13 protein-coding genes and 1 pseudogene are annotated in these 14,153 nt (G+C 69.0%); 5 read left to right on the top strand and 9 right to left on the bottom strand.

Translation table 11 applies throughout. The annotated features are described in order from the left end of the window. Position 1: 1 nt before the first annotated feature. The 8 genes and pseudogenes from AB1L88_RS03955 to AB1L88_RS03920 all read right to left on the bottom strand — a co-directional run bounded on the left by AB1L88_RS03955 (position 2) and on the right by AB1L88_RS03920 (position 7,217). On the bottom strand, positions 2–1,927 hold the full coding sequence (locus tag AB1L88_RS03955) for a heavy metal translocating P-type ATPase (protein ID WP_367095328.1): 1,926 nt from the start codon (positions 1,925–1,927) through the stop codon (positions 2–4). Positions 1,928–1,986: 59 nt separating this feature from the next. Next, positions 1,987–3,270, bottom strand: coding sequence for a hypothetical protein (locus tag AB1L88_RS03950; protein ID WP_367095327.1), 1,284 nt, complete (start codon positions 3,268–3,270; stop codon positions 1,987–1,989). A 45-nt stretch (positions 3,271–3,315) separates the two neighbouring features. Further along, positions 3,316–4,200 carry a tetratricopeptide repeat protein gene (locus tag AB1L88_RS03945; RefSeq protein ID WP_367095326.1) on the bottom strand — a complete coding sequence of 295 codons (885 nt, stop codon included), beginning with the start codon at positions 4,198–4,200 and terminating at the stop codon, positions 3,316–3,318. Between the two features lie 251 nt (positions 4,201–4,451). Continuing rightward, a complete protein-coding gene (locus AB1L88_RS03940; protein WP_367095325.1) occupies positions 4,452–5,042 on the bottom strand; it encodes a PIN domain-containing protein in 591 nt (196 codons plus the stop codon). 280 nt (positions 5,043–5,322) lie between these two features. After that, positions 5,323–5,787 carry a DUF2262 domain-containing protein gene (locus AB1L88_RS03935; protein ID WP_367095324.1) on the bottom strand — a complete coding sequence of 155 codons (465 nt, stop codon included), beginning with the start codon at positions 5,785–5,787 and terminating at the stop codon, positions 5,323–5,325. 130 nt (positions 5,788–5,917) lie between these two features. Beyond that, a complete protein-coding gene (locus tag AB1L88_RS03930) occupies positions 5,918–6,055 on the bottom strand; it encodes a hypothetical protein (RefSeq protein ID WP_367095361.1) in 138 nt (45 codons plus the stop codon). 77 nt (positions 6,056–6,132) lie between these two features. Next, a pseudogene (locus tag AB1L88_RS03925) lies at positions 6,133–6,282 on the bottom strand (addiction module protein); the annotation flags it as partial. Positions 6,283–6,848: 566 nt separating this feature from the next. Next, positions 6,849–7,217, bottom strand: a complete 369-nt coding sequence (locus AB1L88_RS03920) for a hypothetical protein (RefSeq protein ID WP_367095323.1) — start codon at positions 7,215–7,217, stop codon at positions 6,849–6,851. A 1,021-nt stretch (positions 7,218–8,238) separates the two neighbouring features. Here AB1L88_RS03920 and AB1L88_RS03915 point away from each other — a divergent pair. After that, positions 8,239–9,438 carry a hypothetical protein gene (locus AB1L88_RS03915; protein ID WP_367095322.1) on the top strand — a complete coding sequence of 400 codons (1,200 nt, stop codon included), beginning with the start codon at positions 8,239–8,241 and terminating at the stop codon, positions 9,436–9,438. Between the two features lie 419 nt (positions 9,439–9,857). On the opposite strand, the gene AB1L88_RS03910 is transcribed toward AB1L88_RS03915, so the two are convergent. After that, on the bottom strand, positions 9,858–10,721 hold the full coding sequence (locus AB1L88_RS03910) for a response regulator (RefSeq protein WP_367095321.1): 864 nt from the start codon (positions 10,719–10,721) through the stop codon (positions 9,858–9,860). 276 nt (positions 10,722–10,997) lie between these two features. Between AB1L88_RS03910 and AB1L88_RS03905 the strand changes: the two genes are divergently transcribed. From AB1L88_RS03905 to AB1L88_RS03890, 4 genes are all read left to right on the top strand, one after another. After that, positions 10,998–11,747: a MotA/TolQ/ExbB proton channel family protein gene (locus AB1L88_RS03905; protein ID WP_367095320.1), complete on the top strand. Its 750-nt coding sequence runs from the start codon at positions 10,998–11,000 to the stop codon at positions 11,745–11,747. 73 nt (positions 11,748–11,820) lie between these two features. Beyond that, positions 11,821–12,255 (top strand): biopolymer transporter ExbD, encoded by a 435-nt coding sequence (locus tag AB1L88_RS03900; RefSeq protein ID WP_367095319.1) that lies wholly within the window; start codon positions 11,821–11,823, stop codon positions 12,253–12,255. Positions 12,256–12,389: 134 nt separating this feature from the next. After that, entirely contained in the window at positions 12,390–13,724 is a 1,335-nt protein-coding gene (locus AB1L88_RS03895) for a biopolymer transporter ExbD (RefSeq protein ID WP_367095318.1), read from the top strand. Between the two features lie 36 nt (positions 13,725–13,760). Beyond that, positions 13,761–14,126, top strand: a complete 366-nt coding sequence (locus AB1L88_RS03890) for a hypothetical protein (protein ID WP_367095317.1) — start codon at positions 13,761–13,763, stop codon at positions 14,124–14,126. Positions 14,127–14,153 lie beyond the last annotated feature (27 nt).

The raw sequence follows: 14,153 nt of genomic DNA, 5'->3' as shown, positions 1-14,153 counted from the left end.
ATCACGCCGCCGCGCCCGGCCCGTCGTCGAAATCGGTCAGGTGGCGGGGCGGAAACGCCACCCGCAACGCATTGACGACCGCAAACACGTCGATCACTTCCTGGAAGATCGCCCCGGCCACGGGGGGCAGGTAGCCGAAGGCGGCGATGACCATGCCGACGACGCTCAAGGCCATCCCGCCGACGGCGCTCTGGAGCACGATCCGACGCAGTCGCTTGCTGATGTGAAAGAACTCGTCGACCTTCGACAGGGACGTGTCGAGGATCACCGCGCCGGCCGCCTCGGCCGTGATGTCGCTGTTCTGGCCGAAGGCGATCCCCACGGTCGCCTCGGCCAGGGCGGGGGCGTCGTTGATGCCGTCGCCCAGGAAGACGGTCGGCGCCTTCGAGGCCTCGTCGCGGACGATCGCCACCTTCTGCTCGGGGGTCTGCGAGGCGAACACCTCGCCGATGCCGACCCGATCGGCCAGGTAGCGCACCTCCGACTCCCGGTCGCCCGAGACGATCAAGACGCGGTCGAACCGGTGTTTCGGCCCCAGGTGCCCGATGAACGAGGCCCCCTCGCGCCTCGGCTCGTCCCGGAATCGGAAGACGGCGGCGAAGCGGTCGTCGATCGCGGCCACGCACTCCATGCCGCCGGCCACCGGGGGGAGGTGGGGCCCGGCCCCGGGATCACGGGCCAGCAATTGCTTGCGGCTGCAAATCCGCACCGAATGACCGTCGACCGACCCGAGCAACCCCTGCCCCGGCCGCTCCTCCACCTGCGACGCATCCGCGAGATCGAGCCGCCGACGCCTCGCCTCGTTCAGGATCGCGCCCGAGAGCGGGTGCTTCGAGTAGCGCTCCAGGCTGGCGACGAGGCGGAGGATCGCGTCCTCACTCAGATCAGCAACCGAGGAAACGTCGATCGCCGTCAACCGGGGCGAACCGTACGTCAGGGTCCCCGTCTTGTCGAAAATGGCCGTGCGGCACGTATCGATCGTCTCCAGCACGGCCGGATCCTTGATGATGATCCCGCGCCTCGCCGACAGCGAGATCGCCCCGATGATCCCCACCGGGATCCCGATCAACAGCGGGCACGGCGTCGCCACCACCAGGACCGCCAGGAACCGCACCGCCTCGCCGCTCGCCATCCAGGCCACCAGCGCGATCGCCACGGCCAAAGGCGTGTACAGCCCCCCCAAGGTGTCCCCCAGGCGCCGGATGCGCGGCCGTCGCTGCTCGGAGGCCCGCATCACCTCCATGATCTTCGCATATCGTGAATCGATCGCCAGTTTCCCGGCCCGGATCGTCAGGGCCGACTCGCCATTGATCGCCCCGGAGATGACCGTCGAGCCGGGGGCCTTCGACATCAGGTACGGCTCGCCGGTCAGGAACGACTCGTCCATCGTCCCGTGGCCGGCGATCACCTCGCCGTCGACCGGGCAAATCTCGTGCGGGAAGACGACCAGCTCGTCGCCGATCCCCACCCCATCGAGCGGCACGTCGGCCACGGTTCCGCCCTCGGTCTTCCGGTGGGCCACCGACGGCATCCGCCTCGCCAGCGCCTCCAAGACCGACGAGGCGCTCCGCACCGCGTACGCCTCGATCGCCTCCCCCCCCGAGAGCATCAACACCACCAACGCCCCGGCGAGGTACTCCCCCAGCAAGACCGCCGTCACGATCGAGATGCCCGCCAGCAAATCCGCACCGAACTCGCGCCGGAGCATCTTCGCCAGCAGCTCCAGCACCAGGGGGACGCCGCCGAACAGCAAGGCCGCCAGCAACGGCCAGCGCTCGACCGGGATCCCTCGAACGGTTGCACTCGCGTCGATCCCGAACCGCAAGGCCAGATGCACCGCGATCATCGCCACGGTGAACACGGCGATCACCGCCGAGGAGCGGCTCACGCGATCGGCGACAGGCTCAATCGACTCGGGGTCTGACATGGGCGTGGCTCAGGCGATGCCATGTTTGCTGATGTGCTCAATTGCAGGGATCACCGACGTCACCCGCCCGACGGGAAGCCGAGCAGGGCCCGCCCCGCCGCGATCGACCGGGCCTCCGGCGCCCTCGGGTCATCATCGACACTCAGTTCCCAGCAACAATGAAGCGCGTAGATGTCTTCCGGGCTCATGCTCGGCGTCGTCTCGCCGAACAGGGAGAAGGTGATCGACCCGACCATCCCCACCCCCTCCGTTTCCGCCTGATCGGGCCCGGCCGAGGCATACCGATAGCGGAAGAGCCAGAGGCGCCTCATGTCGTTCGCCGGAGGCCAGAGCAGCTCCCTCGTGTCGAGCAGCGCAATCTCATCCGGAGCCCGGCCGAACTCCATCGGGTGCCCGAGCCAGTCGACCATCTTGGCCATCGCCTCGAAGTTCGGCTCGTGGGCCCTCGGCGGCACCGCCTCGTGCCGGTCCAGTTCCTGCAGGTAAAGCCTCGCCTGGAGGCTGTGGTTCACGTCCAGGCAGAGCCGCCCCAGGAAGCGGATCCCCGCCTCGCTGCCCAGCTTCGCCGCCGCCCAGGCCCCCTCCATCTGCACACTCGTCGCAGGGTGATCCATCGCCAGGGCCATCAAGGGCTGTCGAGCGCTCGGATCGAGAAACGGCAAGGCCGCCGCGGCGCTCTGGGCCTTCGAGAACGACCCGGGGTCCGAATCCCTCAGCAACCCGACCAGCCGCTCGACCCCCTCGGTGTTGTCAAACGGATGGTCATCGATGAACCCTTCCCGGGCCAGCGTGTTGGCGAAGTCGAGGTAGGTGATCCCGGCGAACCCCTTCGGCAACGGGTCGCGCAGGCGGTCGCAGAGCGGCAACCGCAGCGGGTGCTGCGCATCGAAGGTCCGGAAGATCACCTCCCAGAGGTACGCCTCATCCACGCCCGGACACCGGGCCGCCTCGGCAATCGGCCCGATCGCCTCGGGCACGCGATACAGGCCGAGTACCTTCAGGGCGAAGGCGATCACCTCCCGCCTCGACGGCGTCGCCGCCTCGGGCGACCGCAAGTGCTCCGTCACCACCGCCGCCAGCCGGGGGATCCCCCGCTCGGCGACCACCTCATACGCCTCCCGCGTCTCGATCGCCTGCAAGATCCCCAGGACCGCGTGCAAGGGCGACCGGGTCGCCTGGTCGTCCGGCTCGGGCTCGGCCGGCAGGCGTTCGAGCGCCTCGCAGACGGCCTCCGCGTCCTCGGCGGTGCGCAGGGGATAATCCCCCAGCTCGTGGATGGCGGCGGCGAGGTCGGCCCCGGGCTCAAGCCCCCGGGCGATGGCGTCGCGGAGCGGTGAAGACATCGGTCGAATCGATTCGTCAAAAAAAGCCAAGGAAATGAACACCCATCAAAGCGCGAACGACAGCTTCCGGCGATACTCGGTCGCGATCGGGTCGTCCGGCGGCAGCAGGTTGAAGACCGCGAGCATCGTCTGCCTCGCCTGCTCGCCGACCCCGCGGCGGTCGCGCTCCACCAGGTCCAGGCACACGCCCAGCGCCTCCTCATGCTGGCCCGACGCGGCCAGCGCCTCGGCCAGGCGGAAGCGGGCGTGCAGGTCGTCCGGGTTCGCCTCGGCCTCGGCCCGGGCCGAGGCCAGGTCGCCCGCGTCGGCCGCGGCGGCATCCAGCGCCAGTCGGGCCTTCACGGCCTCGGCCTCCGGCTCCAGGTAGCCCCGCCCTTCCAGCTCGGCGATCAAGCTCGCGGCCTCGTCGGTCTTTCCCTGCGCCTCCAGCACGCGGGCCAGGCCGATCTTCGCCTTCACCTCGCGCGGGTCCAGCCCCAGCGCCTCCCGATACTTCGCCTCGGCCGAGGCCGGCTCCGATCCCTCCAGCGCCGCGGCCTCGGCGGCGATCGCCTGCGCCGGCGTCGGCAGCAATCGGCCGATGAAGTCCCGGATCACGCCCTCCGACTGCAGCCCGACGAACCCGTCGACGATCTGCCCGTCCCTCAGGCCGAAGACCGCCGGGATCCCCTGCACGCCGAAGGCCGAGGCGATGTCCCCCAGCTGCTCCGTATCCGCCTTCACCAGGATGAACTTCCCCTCATATTCGTGCGCCAGCTTCTCCAGCAACGGGCCGAGCCTCCGGCACGGCCCGCACCACTCGGCCCAGAAGTCGACCACCACCGGCACCGACTTCGACCGCTCGATCACCTCCTGCTCGAAGCCCTCCCGGGTGGCGTCGATCACGAACTCAAGGCCCGGGGTGTCGCTCTGCTGCTGCGGAGTGCTCATGGTCGTAGGACCCGATGCGAAAGGTTCGTCCGGTCACCGTCAATTCCCCTCGCAATCCCGAAGGCTCGGGGCCTGGCTTGCCTTCCCCTTTCCCCTCGCGATCCGAAGCCGTCGAGCCTCCCATTGTACCACCTCCCCGCCCATTCCGGATCACCCGAGGCTCCCACTTCGAGGTCCCCCCCGGGACCCCGGCCAGGTCAGACCACGACCCATCCTCGGCGTGCTCACGACGCCAGCGGCCGGGACAGCCATCAGGCATCGCCTTCCGGCAACGCATAGGAAACCTTCTCCTCGTGGATGCCGATGACGCCACGCCGCTGCAACTCGCCGATCAATCCGGCAAGCTCCTGTTCCTCCAGTTGCTTCCGGAAGACGGCGGCCGCGGTGCTCGTCAGCGTCTTGACCGTTTTCGGCCTGGCCGCGCCTCGCTTCTTCAGGTCGGCGACCAGGACCGCGACCCGATCGGGAAGGGTCTTCGAGTTCGCCACCTTCACCAGCGTGATGTCCTCAATCGCGTCCGAACGAACGACGAACACCTTGTTGCCCTTGAGATGCCGGACCAGCGGATCGAATCCCGTGTCCTTCGAGATGATGTGGAAGAACGCCGTGGGATCATTGGCCGCAAGATACCCGATGTAGAACGCGATGTGGAAATCCAGCGCGTTCGACCCATTGCCCGCCATCTTGACGTACTGGGCGCGTGACCCGAGCCGCTGCATCCCCTCGGCGATCTCGTACGACACCTTCGTCTGAGCGGCCCCCACGAACAGGAGCACCCTGAAGTGTTCGGCGTCGAGCCCGTTCAACGACTCGGGCTGAACATTCTCGTAGTCAATCAGCACGTAGTTTCTGCGCACAGCGATGCCCCAGGCCGACGCTTGCGATCCCTCAAGACCTCAAGGCCGCCGTGGGCCCGCCCCAAGGCAGCACTCGAACTCCCCTGGCACCGCCCTCGACCGCCCCTATGACGACTCTAGTCCACGGCCGATCGGGGCGCACCGGCGACCTCCCCCGTGCTCGGCGGCGGGTGGCCGGTGCAAAGTCTTCGTGCCCCGGTCCGCGACCGCTGCCCACACCGCGGCACGCTCGAAGCCTCGCTCTGCCCCGGCCACCCGCCGCAGACTACCCGAGAAGTTCTGCGTGCGCCCCACCGAGATCGGGCCCATTGAGCGACGTGACGACGACGCTGTGGCCCCAGAACATCCCCTCGTCATCGTAGAAGAAGTCCAACACCCTTCCGCCGGTGACATTGACGGCGTTCAGCGACAACTTCGCCTCGAATTCGGCTTCGGAGAGCTGCGGATTCGAGACTGCCCCCAGGGAGCCGTCTTCCCGCACCTCATCGTACTCGTTCCAGCCATTGTTGTAGGTCTCGCGAAGGTCGGCGACAGCGATCCCCTTGGCGATCTTGTCGAGTTCCGGGAGGCGGCGGACGACTTCCGCGGCGAGTTCGAGAGTCACCTCGAACGGCTGATCGTCGCGATCCATCCGAATGCTGATGGCGCGTCGGCCGTGCCGGATGGTTGCCGCGCCGTCGAAGCCATCGCCGCCGGGTCGTCGGATCTCGCCGAGGATGTCGTGCGTCATCGGTGCGTCAACCTGCCGCCTCACCCGGAGTCGACGAACCATTCGTCGTACTCGTGAACGAAACGCCGCGCCGGGTGGCCATGCTACCCCGCCGCGGCCCGTCAACGGTCAGCAGAGGCCATGAGAGCCGTCAGGCCGACGAATCCTTCGCCCCGGGTCGTCGATGGGCGGCGATCCTCATGGCAATCGAAGAGACGGCCATCTCGGCGACCGCGCCGGCGATGAAGGACGCGGGGTAGAAGAGCCAGGCCCGCACGATGAGTTCCATCCCGCCGGGTGCCCCAGGGCTCGGGCCTTGACCACGTCCCAGGGGATGCCCGCATCGGGATTGCGGTCCAGTTCCTCGACCCGTCGATCAAGCTCGGCCTTCATCTCCTCGGTCAGTTCCAGCTCGTGGCCTTGATCGCCGAGCCGCTCCCAGACGTCCTGAACCAGCCGGATGCGATCATCGATCGGCAATGACTCGACCGCCCTGAGCACGGATTGATAGTCCATCAGTCGCCCGCCTCGCCGGGGATTACGTCACGTCCACGCGGGCTGCTCCCGCTTCCATCCATCGTACCCCGCCCGCCCGACCAGGCCCAGAGCACCGGGCGGGTGGCCGGGGCAAAGTCTTCGTGCCCCGGTCCGCAACCGCTGCGCTCACCGGGGCACGCTCGAAGACTCGCTCTGCCCCGGCCACCCGCCGCGACAGACAGGCTATCAGAGGAGCCAAACATCGTGAGAACCCGAACCGTTGAATAGCCAAGCTCAGCGGACCGGCTCGCCGAGAGAACGCCTGATGTTACCCGAAACCGCCGCGGTCGTGTGGCACTGATAACCGTACAAGTGCGTTGCCTGGTACCATGCCCACGGGGAGGTGGGCATAGCCCGGCTCGCCTGGCCGCCCGGCCATGGCGACGAAGCCGTGGCCATGCCACCCCGCCTCTCCGCCGCTCAGCGGTGCGCCGCTTGCAGCGCCGGGTGCCCCGGGTTCCGCGCAGCGGACCCCGGGCGCGGGATCGGCAGACCCATGCGGCTCTGCCCGGGGTCCGCTGCGCGGAACCCGGGGCACCCGGCGGTTAGGCGGAGTCGTCGGACGCCTCGCGGAGCAGGTCCATCGCCACAGCGAATTGCAAGCGCTCCGACCGCGAGCCCCTGGCGACCGCCTCGCTGTAGTCGGCGAGGGGAATCGCATCGACCTCGGTTGGCTCGCTGGAATCGCCCCTAGCCAACTCGATGGTGAGCACCTGCCGGGTGCCGTCGAGGACAGTGTAGATGTCCTCGGCCTGCTCGGGGATCCAGTGGAGCACGAAGGCGGTTCTGAGGTCGACGCCGCAGGAGAGCAGCGCCGCCCGAAGTAATGGGTTGTTCCCGGCACGGAGAGCGGCATTGGAGGCGGACAGCCGCCGCCGGATGTCGTCTTCGGTGAGGCTGCCGAGGAGACGCATGGGGAACACCGCCTAACCTGAGGTCGGTCGGGTGGCCGGGGCAACGTCTTCGTGCCCCGGTCCGCGACCGCTGCCCACACCGGGGCACGCTCGAAGACTCGCTCTGCCCCGGCCACCCGCCGAGCGGGTGCCCGCGAGGTGCGTTCTTGGCAACAGAGGCCATGAGAGCAGTTAGGCGTCGACCGAGTTCAGATCGGGATCGGGCGGTTTCCCTTCGACCACAAGGCTTCCTCTCTTGAGAGACAATCCCACGAAGATCGCAATGATCGGCGGCAAAAATGTGAAAATTAAAGTCATAACGATGTCGTAGTCTTGAAAGTCGTACCGTATGGCCTCCGATAGGCCGCCCAACAGCGATAGCATGCCCACGGCGATCAGAAACCATCCAGCAAGTCGCTTTTTAAGAGTTGCTCGCTCGAATCGGACCTTCGTGGGATCGAATTGCCGCTCGCAACCATCGCACGTCGCAGGAGCCGTTTGCGACTCAACTGTCAACATGCGACTGCAATATGGACATACCACCTTCGCCACCGAACTCACTCCGTATCTACGACTCGACCAGACCCCTCACCAGAATCGACGAATCTATTCCCCATCATCGTCCTCGAACCCGATCGAAACGTCTTGGAACATCACGACGGAACACCCACCTCACCCCATCGGCCTGATTTTCCCGCATTCGTTGCGTTGATGCAAGCACAATCGAGACTTCGGCGAACGGGCGCGGCCGAAGTCGCCTCCTTCCCCGTCGCACCGCCCCGCGAGAACTCCTCGAAGAACGAGGATCGCACCCCCTCAATTCACCCCCATCACACAATCGCCCCAGAAAAACGCAATTAAGCCTCCCCGATTTCCTGATCTTATCAGACAGGAAGGGTCCGGCCCCGCTCGGGGGATCGGACCGAACGGAGGCGCCGGCGACCGGGCGACAGGGCTCGAAGGCCGGAGGGACGCGAAGGGAGTCGGAGCCATCCCACCACCTCGATCGAACGCACCACGAGCAACACGAAGGCATCTTCACATGACACGCCCCCTGAGCCTGAAGCAGACCCTGGCCAACCGCCTCAACGCCCTGCGATCGACCGGCCCGAGGTCGAGCGGGGGGAAACAACGATCCAGCCAGAACGCCCGGACGCACGGCTTGTCGAAGGTCGGCACGCACCCGACCGCCGAGATGGCCGAGGCGATCGAGCGGCGCACGACCACCTGGAAGGCGGACTACCGCCCCGAGGGGGAGGCGCAGATCTGGGCCTTTGCGCAGCTCGTGGCCGAGTCGGTGCGGCTCGATGCCTGCAACGCCCGCATCCTCGCCGCGAGGGAGGAGCACGCCCTCCGCGCCTCGGAACTCTGGGACGACGACCGCGCCGCCGAGGCCGCCCAAGTCGCCGCGACGCTGGCCCGGCAGCCGGACCGGATCCAGCCGATCCTGCTCCAAACCAAGCACGGCGTGCGATGGCTCCTCGACCGCTGGGCCGAGGTGGCCGATTCGCTGACGACCCGCCAGGGGTGGACGCCCGCCGCCTGGTCGACCATGCTCGACCTGCTCGGCCTGCCGATCGACGCCCGAGACGGCCTCGGACCCTGGGATCTCGCCCCCGACGACTCCGGCCCCGGGCCCGGCCTGGCCCTGGTCGCCGAGGCGGTCGCCGCCCTCCGCGATCGCCTGGAAACCGTCCTCGACACCCGAGACGACCGCGCCCGGCTCGACGCCGAGCTCGGCCTCAACGCCGAGGACCCCGCCCCCATCCGCCTCCTCGAACGCTACGCCGCCGACGCCCGCCGACGCTTCTCCTCGTTCCTCAACGAGTTGCGCCGCCTGCAGTCCCTCCCCGCCGCCGCACCCGCCCCCTCCTCCCCTCCCGGCCCCCGACCCTGCCGCCCCCCCTTGCGAAACGAACCCATCGCCCCCGAACCGGCCGCGCGAAACGAACCCATCGGGGGCGGGGGCAACGCGCAGCGTCCCCCGGAGGGCAAGGCCCACTCGCCCGGGGCACGCTACGCTTTTGCCCCGGCCACCCACGCGCACCCCGATTCAGAGGAACCCATCGGCCCCGAATCGGCCGCGCGAAACGAACCCATCGGCCCCGAATCGGCCCCGCGATCGCCTCACATCACACCGGCCGCCCCGCCCGTGCGCAACATCCCGGCCGCGGCTGCTCCCGTCCCGATCACCAACCGCCGCGCACGTCGGGCCCGGGCCGCGGCGGCACGGAGGAAGTGAGCGGATGTGAGCCACGGATGAAATACGGATGAAACACGGATCAAAGAGGAGGTGAGCAACCTTCCGAGCCCGCAAATGCCTCCCGGCCGAGCGATTCCGTCCCCCCCTCCCCGCCCGCGGGGAGAGGGCCGGGGTGAGGGGTCTCCGGCCGGCTCGCAAGCCGTGGCGTCCGGGCAGGGTGCCCCCTCACCCGGCCTTCGGCCACCCTCTCCCCCGCGAGCGGGGGCGAGGGTCGGAGTCGTTCCGTCGCTCGCCTGTCGTCGTGTTCCAACGACCCTGACCCTCGTCATCCGACCCAGGCGCGAACCGACCTCTCATCCGTGTTTCATCCGTGTTCCATCCGTGGCTCCAAACCTCACCCGCCCCTGCCCCTCCGTGGCCCGAATCCGCGTTCCGGTTTCTGGCGGCGGGCCGCGGGATCAGTCTCCTTCGGGCAGGCCCACCGCCCCGGTCGATTCGAAGCGCTTGACCAGCGTCACCTCGTTCCCCTTGTCGTTGTAGCGGAACTCGTCGACGAGCCCCCGGGCGAGCATGATGCCGAAGCCCCCCTCGCGGATGCCCAGCTCGTTGCGCACGTCGAGGTGGGCGATCGGGTCGTCGGCCTGGGCGGCGTGGGGGACGTCGCGGGGGTCGAACCCGGGCCCTTGGTCGAGGATGATCAGCGTCACGTGATCGGGCTCGATCCGGTAGGTGATCCGGAGCATCAGCTCGGCGTCTTTCCTGTGGCCCCACTCGATCGCGTTGGAGCCCATCTCCATGACGGCCTGCTTCAGGTCCTTGATCTGCCGCTCGGTCAATGGGGTATGCTCGTACAGGTCGGTGAGCATATCATTCAGCTCGGCCAGGTAATCCGTCTCGCTCCGGATGTCGAAGTGGATCTCTCCGGCAGTGCCGAGGGTCTTGTGCCGCTCCCGCCAGGCGAGGGCGCGGTCCATCGTCTCGAACAACTGCGTGGGGGTGAAGGGCTTCGTCAGGTACTCATTCGCACCCACCCGCACCCCCCTGACGCGGTTATTCTCGGTCTGGAGCGCCGTGACCATGATGATCGGGATCAGGTTCGTCGCCCGCCGGCGTTTGAGCCGGGCACAGATCTCGTACCCGTCGACGTCGGGCAGCATCACGTCGAGCAGGATCAGGTCCGGGTCGTGCTCGTCGACGGCGTCGAGCACCGAGGCCCCGTCGAGGACCTGGACCGGCCGATCGTTGCGGGCGCGCACGAGCTCGGCCATCAGGTCGTTGGCGTCCCGCTCGTCTTCGACAATCAATACGGTGCGCGGCGACATGGGCACGCGGTCCCCGACGTCCTTCGGGTGTGGATGACGGTCTGGCAGCAGATGGGAAGTCATTGTGGCGCGCATCTCGGCTCGAAGCAAGGCGTCGTCCGCCGGGGTCTTGCGACTCTGCACGCTCGGATGAACAATACATCGCCGGCTCGACCGCGCGAGCCCCCCCGAATCGACCGACGAATTCCCGTCCGGCACGTTCCAATCCGGACCGCCCCCCGATCCGACCCGACCCCATCGTCCCGCGCCGAGCCGTCCGACCACCCGAGGCTGTGCATGCTCGACATCTCGCTGCTCTTGAAGCTCATCGGTTACTCGATCTACGTGGCCCAGGCCCTGCTCGCGGTCTGGGGCACGTACAACGCGGTCATGGTCTACCGGGGCATCGGCAAGCGGACCTTGCCCGATGATCGGGCCAACCAGCTGCTCGAACAGGTCGGCACCCTCGTCGCCAGGACCGGCGAGACGAAGGAGGCCATCGACGTCTGCAACCGCCCCCCGTTCTGGCACACGACCCTGGCCCAATTGGTCGCCGTCGGCCTCCAGAATCTCCACAAGGGGCTGGCGAAGATCAAGTTGCTCCTGGTCATGGAATTCCACACCCAGATCATCTCGTCGATGGAGAACCGCCTGGCCTCGGTCGTCACGGCTGCAAAGCTCGCGCCGCTGCTCGGCCTGCTGGGCACGGTCATCGGCATGATCGGCGCCTTCGGCAACGTCGGGACGGGCGAGCGCGCCACCGACCCCGGCAGCCAGCTGGCCGCCTCGATCGCCCTCGGCCTCTGGACCACCGCCGTCGGCCTGATCATCGCCTCGCCGCTGATGCTCCTGGCCAACGACCTCCAGGGCCGCCTGCGGAAGCTCCGCGACCGGACCGAGCGGCAGCTCCAGGGCTTCCTCGAATTCGCCGAGGCCGAGGACGCCCGGCGTGCCGCCGACCGCCGTCCCGCCGCCCCCGGCTCCGCCTCGTCCTCGGCCGGCCAGCGCCCCGGTTCCGGCTCCGTCCGGGCCACCACCCCGCGTTGAGTCCGCGTTGATCTGAAGCAACACCGACTCCTCGAACGACCCCCGACGCTCGCCCGAAGGGCCGCCAACCGCCATGCTCTTGCAACGCCAGGTCCGTTCCCCGCTCGAAAGCGCCGTCGACCTGACCCCGATGGTCGACGTCGTCTTCCAGCTCCTCATCTTCCTGATGCTCACCTACCGGGCCTCGGCCCAGGCCGAGATCGAGCTGCCGCCGGCCGTCTACGGCACGGGGGTCGAGGAGACCGAGGCCACCACCCTGACCCTGCTCCCCCTGGCCGACGGGGCCGTCGCCGTCTTCGACGGCATGTCCACCGACCCAAACGACCGGCTCGACTCCCCCGACGCCATCCGCGAGGCCGTCGCCGAGGGGGTCCGCCAGGGCCGCCGCCGCGTCGTCCTCCAGGCCGACGGCGCCGTCCCCCACGGCGAGGTCCTCCGCGTCGGCTCCACCGTCGCCGAGGTCGAGGGCATCGTCCTCCACCTCGGCGTCGAGGACGCGGAGCGGTAGGCAGTCGGGAGTCGGAGGCCGGAAGACATACCCCTGTCCACTCCCGGTTCCGCCGCCCGACTGCCGCTGCCCGACTGCCCGCTGTCTCCCGTCTTCATCCTGACTGCCTACCGTCTCCTGCCGACTCGAATCCAATGGCCAACTGGGACATCTTCCACACCGATCGCCTCGAAGCCGAGCGGAGCCTCAGCACCGAGGCCGTGCGCGCGGCGGTCGCCTCGGGGGCGATCCGGGCCGATGACCTGGTCCGGCCGGCCGGGTCGAGCGTCTCGTGGGCCCGGATCGGCGACACGCCCGAGCTGCTGCCCTCGTACGGCCAGGAGGGACAGCCCTCAACCCGCCCCGAGCCCCCGAAGACGAACACGAAGACGACCGCCCGGCCCGCCCCCGCCGGGCCGGCCAAGCCTCCCGCGACCCCGCCCCGGCCGCCGTCGTCGGCTCCGCCGCGCCCCGAACGGCCCTCCCGGCCCGAATCGCCCCTTCCACCGCCGCCGCCGCCAGGCGACTCCGAGCCGATCCTCGACGCCTCCGTGGTCGAGGACGACGAGGACGACGAGGTCGTGGAACTGGCCGAGGTCGCCGACGACCCCGGACCCTCCCCGATCGACATTGACCACGGAGACGCGGACCCGGACGCCGGCCCCGACTCCGACTTCGACGACTCGATCCCCGCCCCCCCGCTCGGCAAGGCCCCCGAGGAGGATCGGACCGTCGAACTCCCCCCCCGATCCGCGAAGCCTCCCCGCCCCTCGGCCCCGGCCCCTCCCCCGGCCCCCGTCCCCTCCCCCGGCCCCCCGGCTCCCCCCCCGGACGCCGATGCCGTCGCCCATGCCGGGGACGAGGACGATACCGACGCCGAGGTCGAGCTTGAGCTCGAGGTCGATTCCGCGTTCGACGTCGAGGCGATCCCCTCGCCCGGCCTCTCCGACCGCCATTCCGCCCCGATCGTCGAGACCTCGTCCGAGGCCCTCACCGGCGCCGAGCTGTTCGGCCTGTTCGACCCTGCCGACGAGGACGAGGAGGCCGCCGCCTTCACCCTCGCCGCCGAGCCCCGCGACGAGCCCGAGGAGATCGACCTGACGGCCATGGTCGACGTCGCCTTCCAGCTCGTCCTGTTCTTCCTCGTCACCGCCACCACGCTCTACTTCAAGACCCTCGAGATCCCGACCCCCGACCCCGAAGACCCCGACGCCGTCGCCCAGCAGATGCGGACGCTCGACGACTTGCTCGACGAGTACATCCTCGTCGAGATCGACCCCCAGGGCCGCATCTCCGTCGACCGCGAGCCGATCGACCTGGCCGACCTGACCGGCCGCCTCCGCCAGGCCCGCGCCGACACCCTCCGCTCCGGCATGCTCCTGATGGCCGACTTCACCACCCCCCACCGCAACGCCGTCAGTGCCATCGACTCCGCCAACGCGCTCGGCCTCCAGATCGCCATCGCCAAGCCCACCGCCCCCCCCGATTGACCCTCGACACCTCCTGCGAGAGATCGCGCTTCTTCGATGGGAGACCCCGTGCCGTCCGACCGCTGGGAAGACATCGACGCCTTCTACGAGGAGCTGATCGAGGACCACGGCTGGCGCCAGGAGCCGATGCGGGCCTTCGCCTCCCGGCTCGCGTCCGGCCCTCACGGCGAGGTCCTCGTGCCGAGCACCTCGCACGAGGCCCTCGGCCTGTCCACCGCCTCCGGCTTCGACGACCGGCTCGATCGGCCGATGGTCTTCGTCCTCTACGACGGCCACCGCCGGCGCTTCCTCGTCCGCTACCTCGGCCCCGACCTCCGGGAACTCCGCCGCGAATCGGCCGACGCCCCCGACGCCCCCGAGGTCCTCGCCCGCATCCTCGACTGGCTCGGCCTGCCCCGGTGAGGCGCCGGTCGATCCCGAAGGAGGCCC

This window comes from Tautonia sp. JC769 (assembly GCF_040717455.1).
Taxonomy (GTDB): Bacteria; Planctomycetota; Planctomycetia; order Isosphaerales; family Isosphaeraceae; genus Tautonia.
The sequence above is the reverse complement of the archived record's forward strand: the minus strand, read 5'-3'. Positions and strand labels throughout refer to the sequence as shown.

Excerpts from the sequence above, each read along its gene's own strand:
- AB1L88_RS03915 (WP_367095322.1), top strand. The coding sequence starts at position 8,239 with ATGACACGCCCCCTGAGCCTGAAGCAGACCCTGGCCAACCGCCTCAAC.
- AB1L88_RS03910 (WP_367095321.1), bottom strand. The coding sequence starts at position 10,721 with ATGTCGCCGCGCACCGTATTGATTGTCGAAGACGAGCGGGACGCCAAC.
- AB1L88_RS03920 (WP_367095323.1), bottom strand. The coding sequence starts at position 7,217 with ATGCGTCTCCTCGGCAGCCTCACCGAAGACGACATCCGGCGGCGGCTG.
- AB1L88_RS03950 (WP_367095327.1), bottom strand. The coding sequence starts at position 3,270 with ATGTCTTCACCGCTCCGCGACGCCATCGCCCGGGGGCTTGAGCCCGGG.
- AB1L88_RS03955 (WP_367095328.1), bottom strand. The coding sequence starts at position 1,927 with ATGTCAGACCCCGAGTCGATTGAGCCTGTCGCCGATCGCGTGAGCCGC.
- AB1L88_RS03935 (WP_367095324.1), bottom strand. The coding sequence starts at position 5,787 with ATGACGCACGACATCCTCGGCGAGATCCGACGACCCGGCGGCGATGGC.
- AB1L88_RS03945 (WP_367095326.1), bottom strand. The coding sequence starts at position 4,200 with ATGAGCACTCCGCAGCAGCAGAGCGACACCCCGGGCCTTGAGTTCGTG.
- AB1L88_RS03905 (WP_367095320.1), top strand. The coding sequence starts at position 10,998 with ATGCTCGACATCTCGCTGCTCTTGAAGCTCATCGGTTACTCGATCTAC.
- AB1L88_RS03890 (WP_367095317.1), top strand. The coding sequence starts at position 13,761 with ATGGGAGACCCCGTGCCGTCCGACCGCTGGGAAGACATCGACGCCTTC.
- AB1L88_RS03900 (WP_367095319.1), top strand. The coding sequence starts at position 11,821 with ATGCTCTTGCAACGCCAGGTCCGTTCCCCGCTCGAAAGCGCCGTCGAC.
- AB1L88_RS03930 (WP_367095361.1), bottom strand. The coding sequence starts at position 6,055 with ATGGAACTCATCGTGCGGGCCTGGCTCTTCTACCCCGCGTCCTTCATC.
- AB1L88_RS03895 (WP_367095318.1), top strand. The coding sequence starts at position 12,390 with ATGGCCAACTGGGACATCTTCCACACCGATCGCCTCGAAGCCGAGCGG.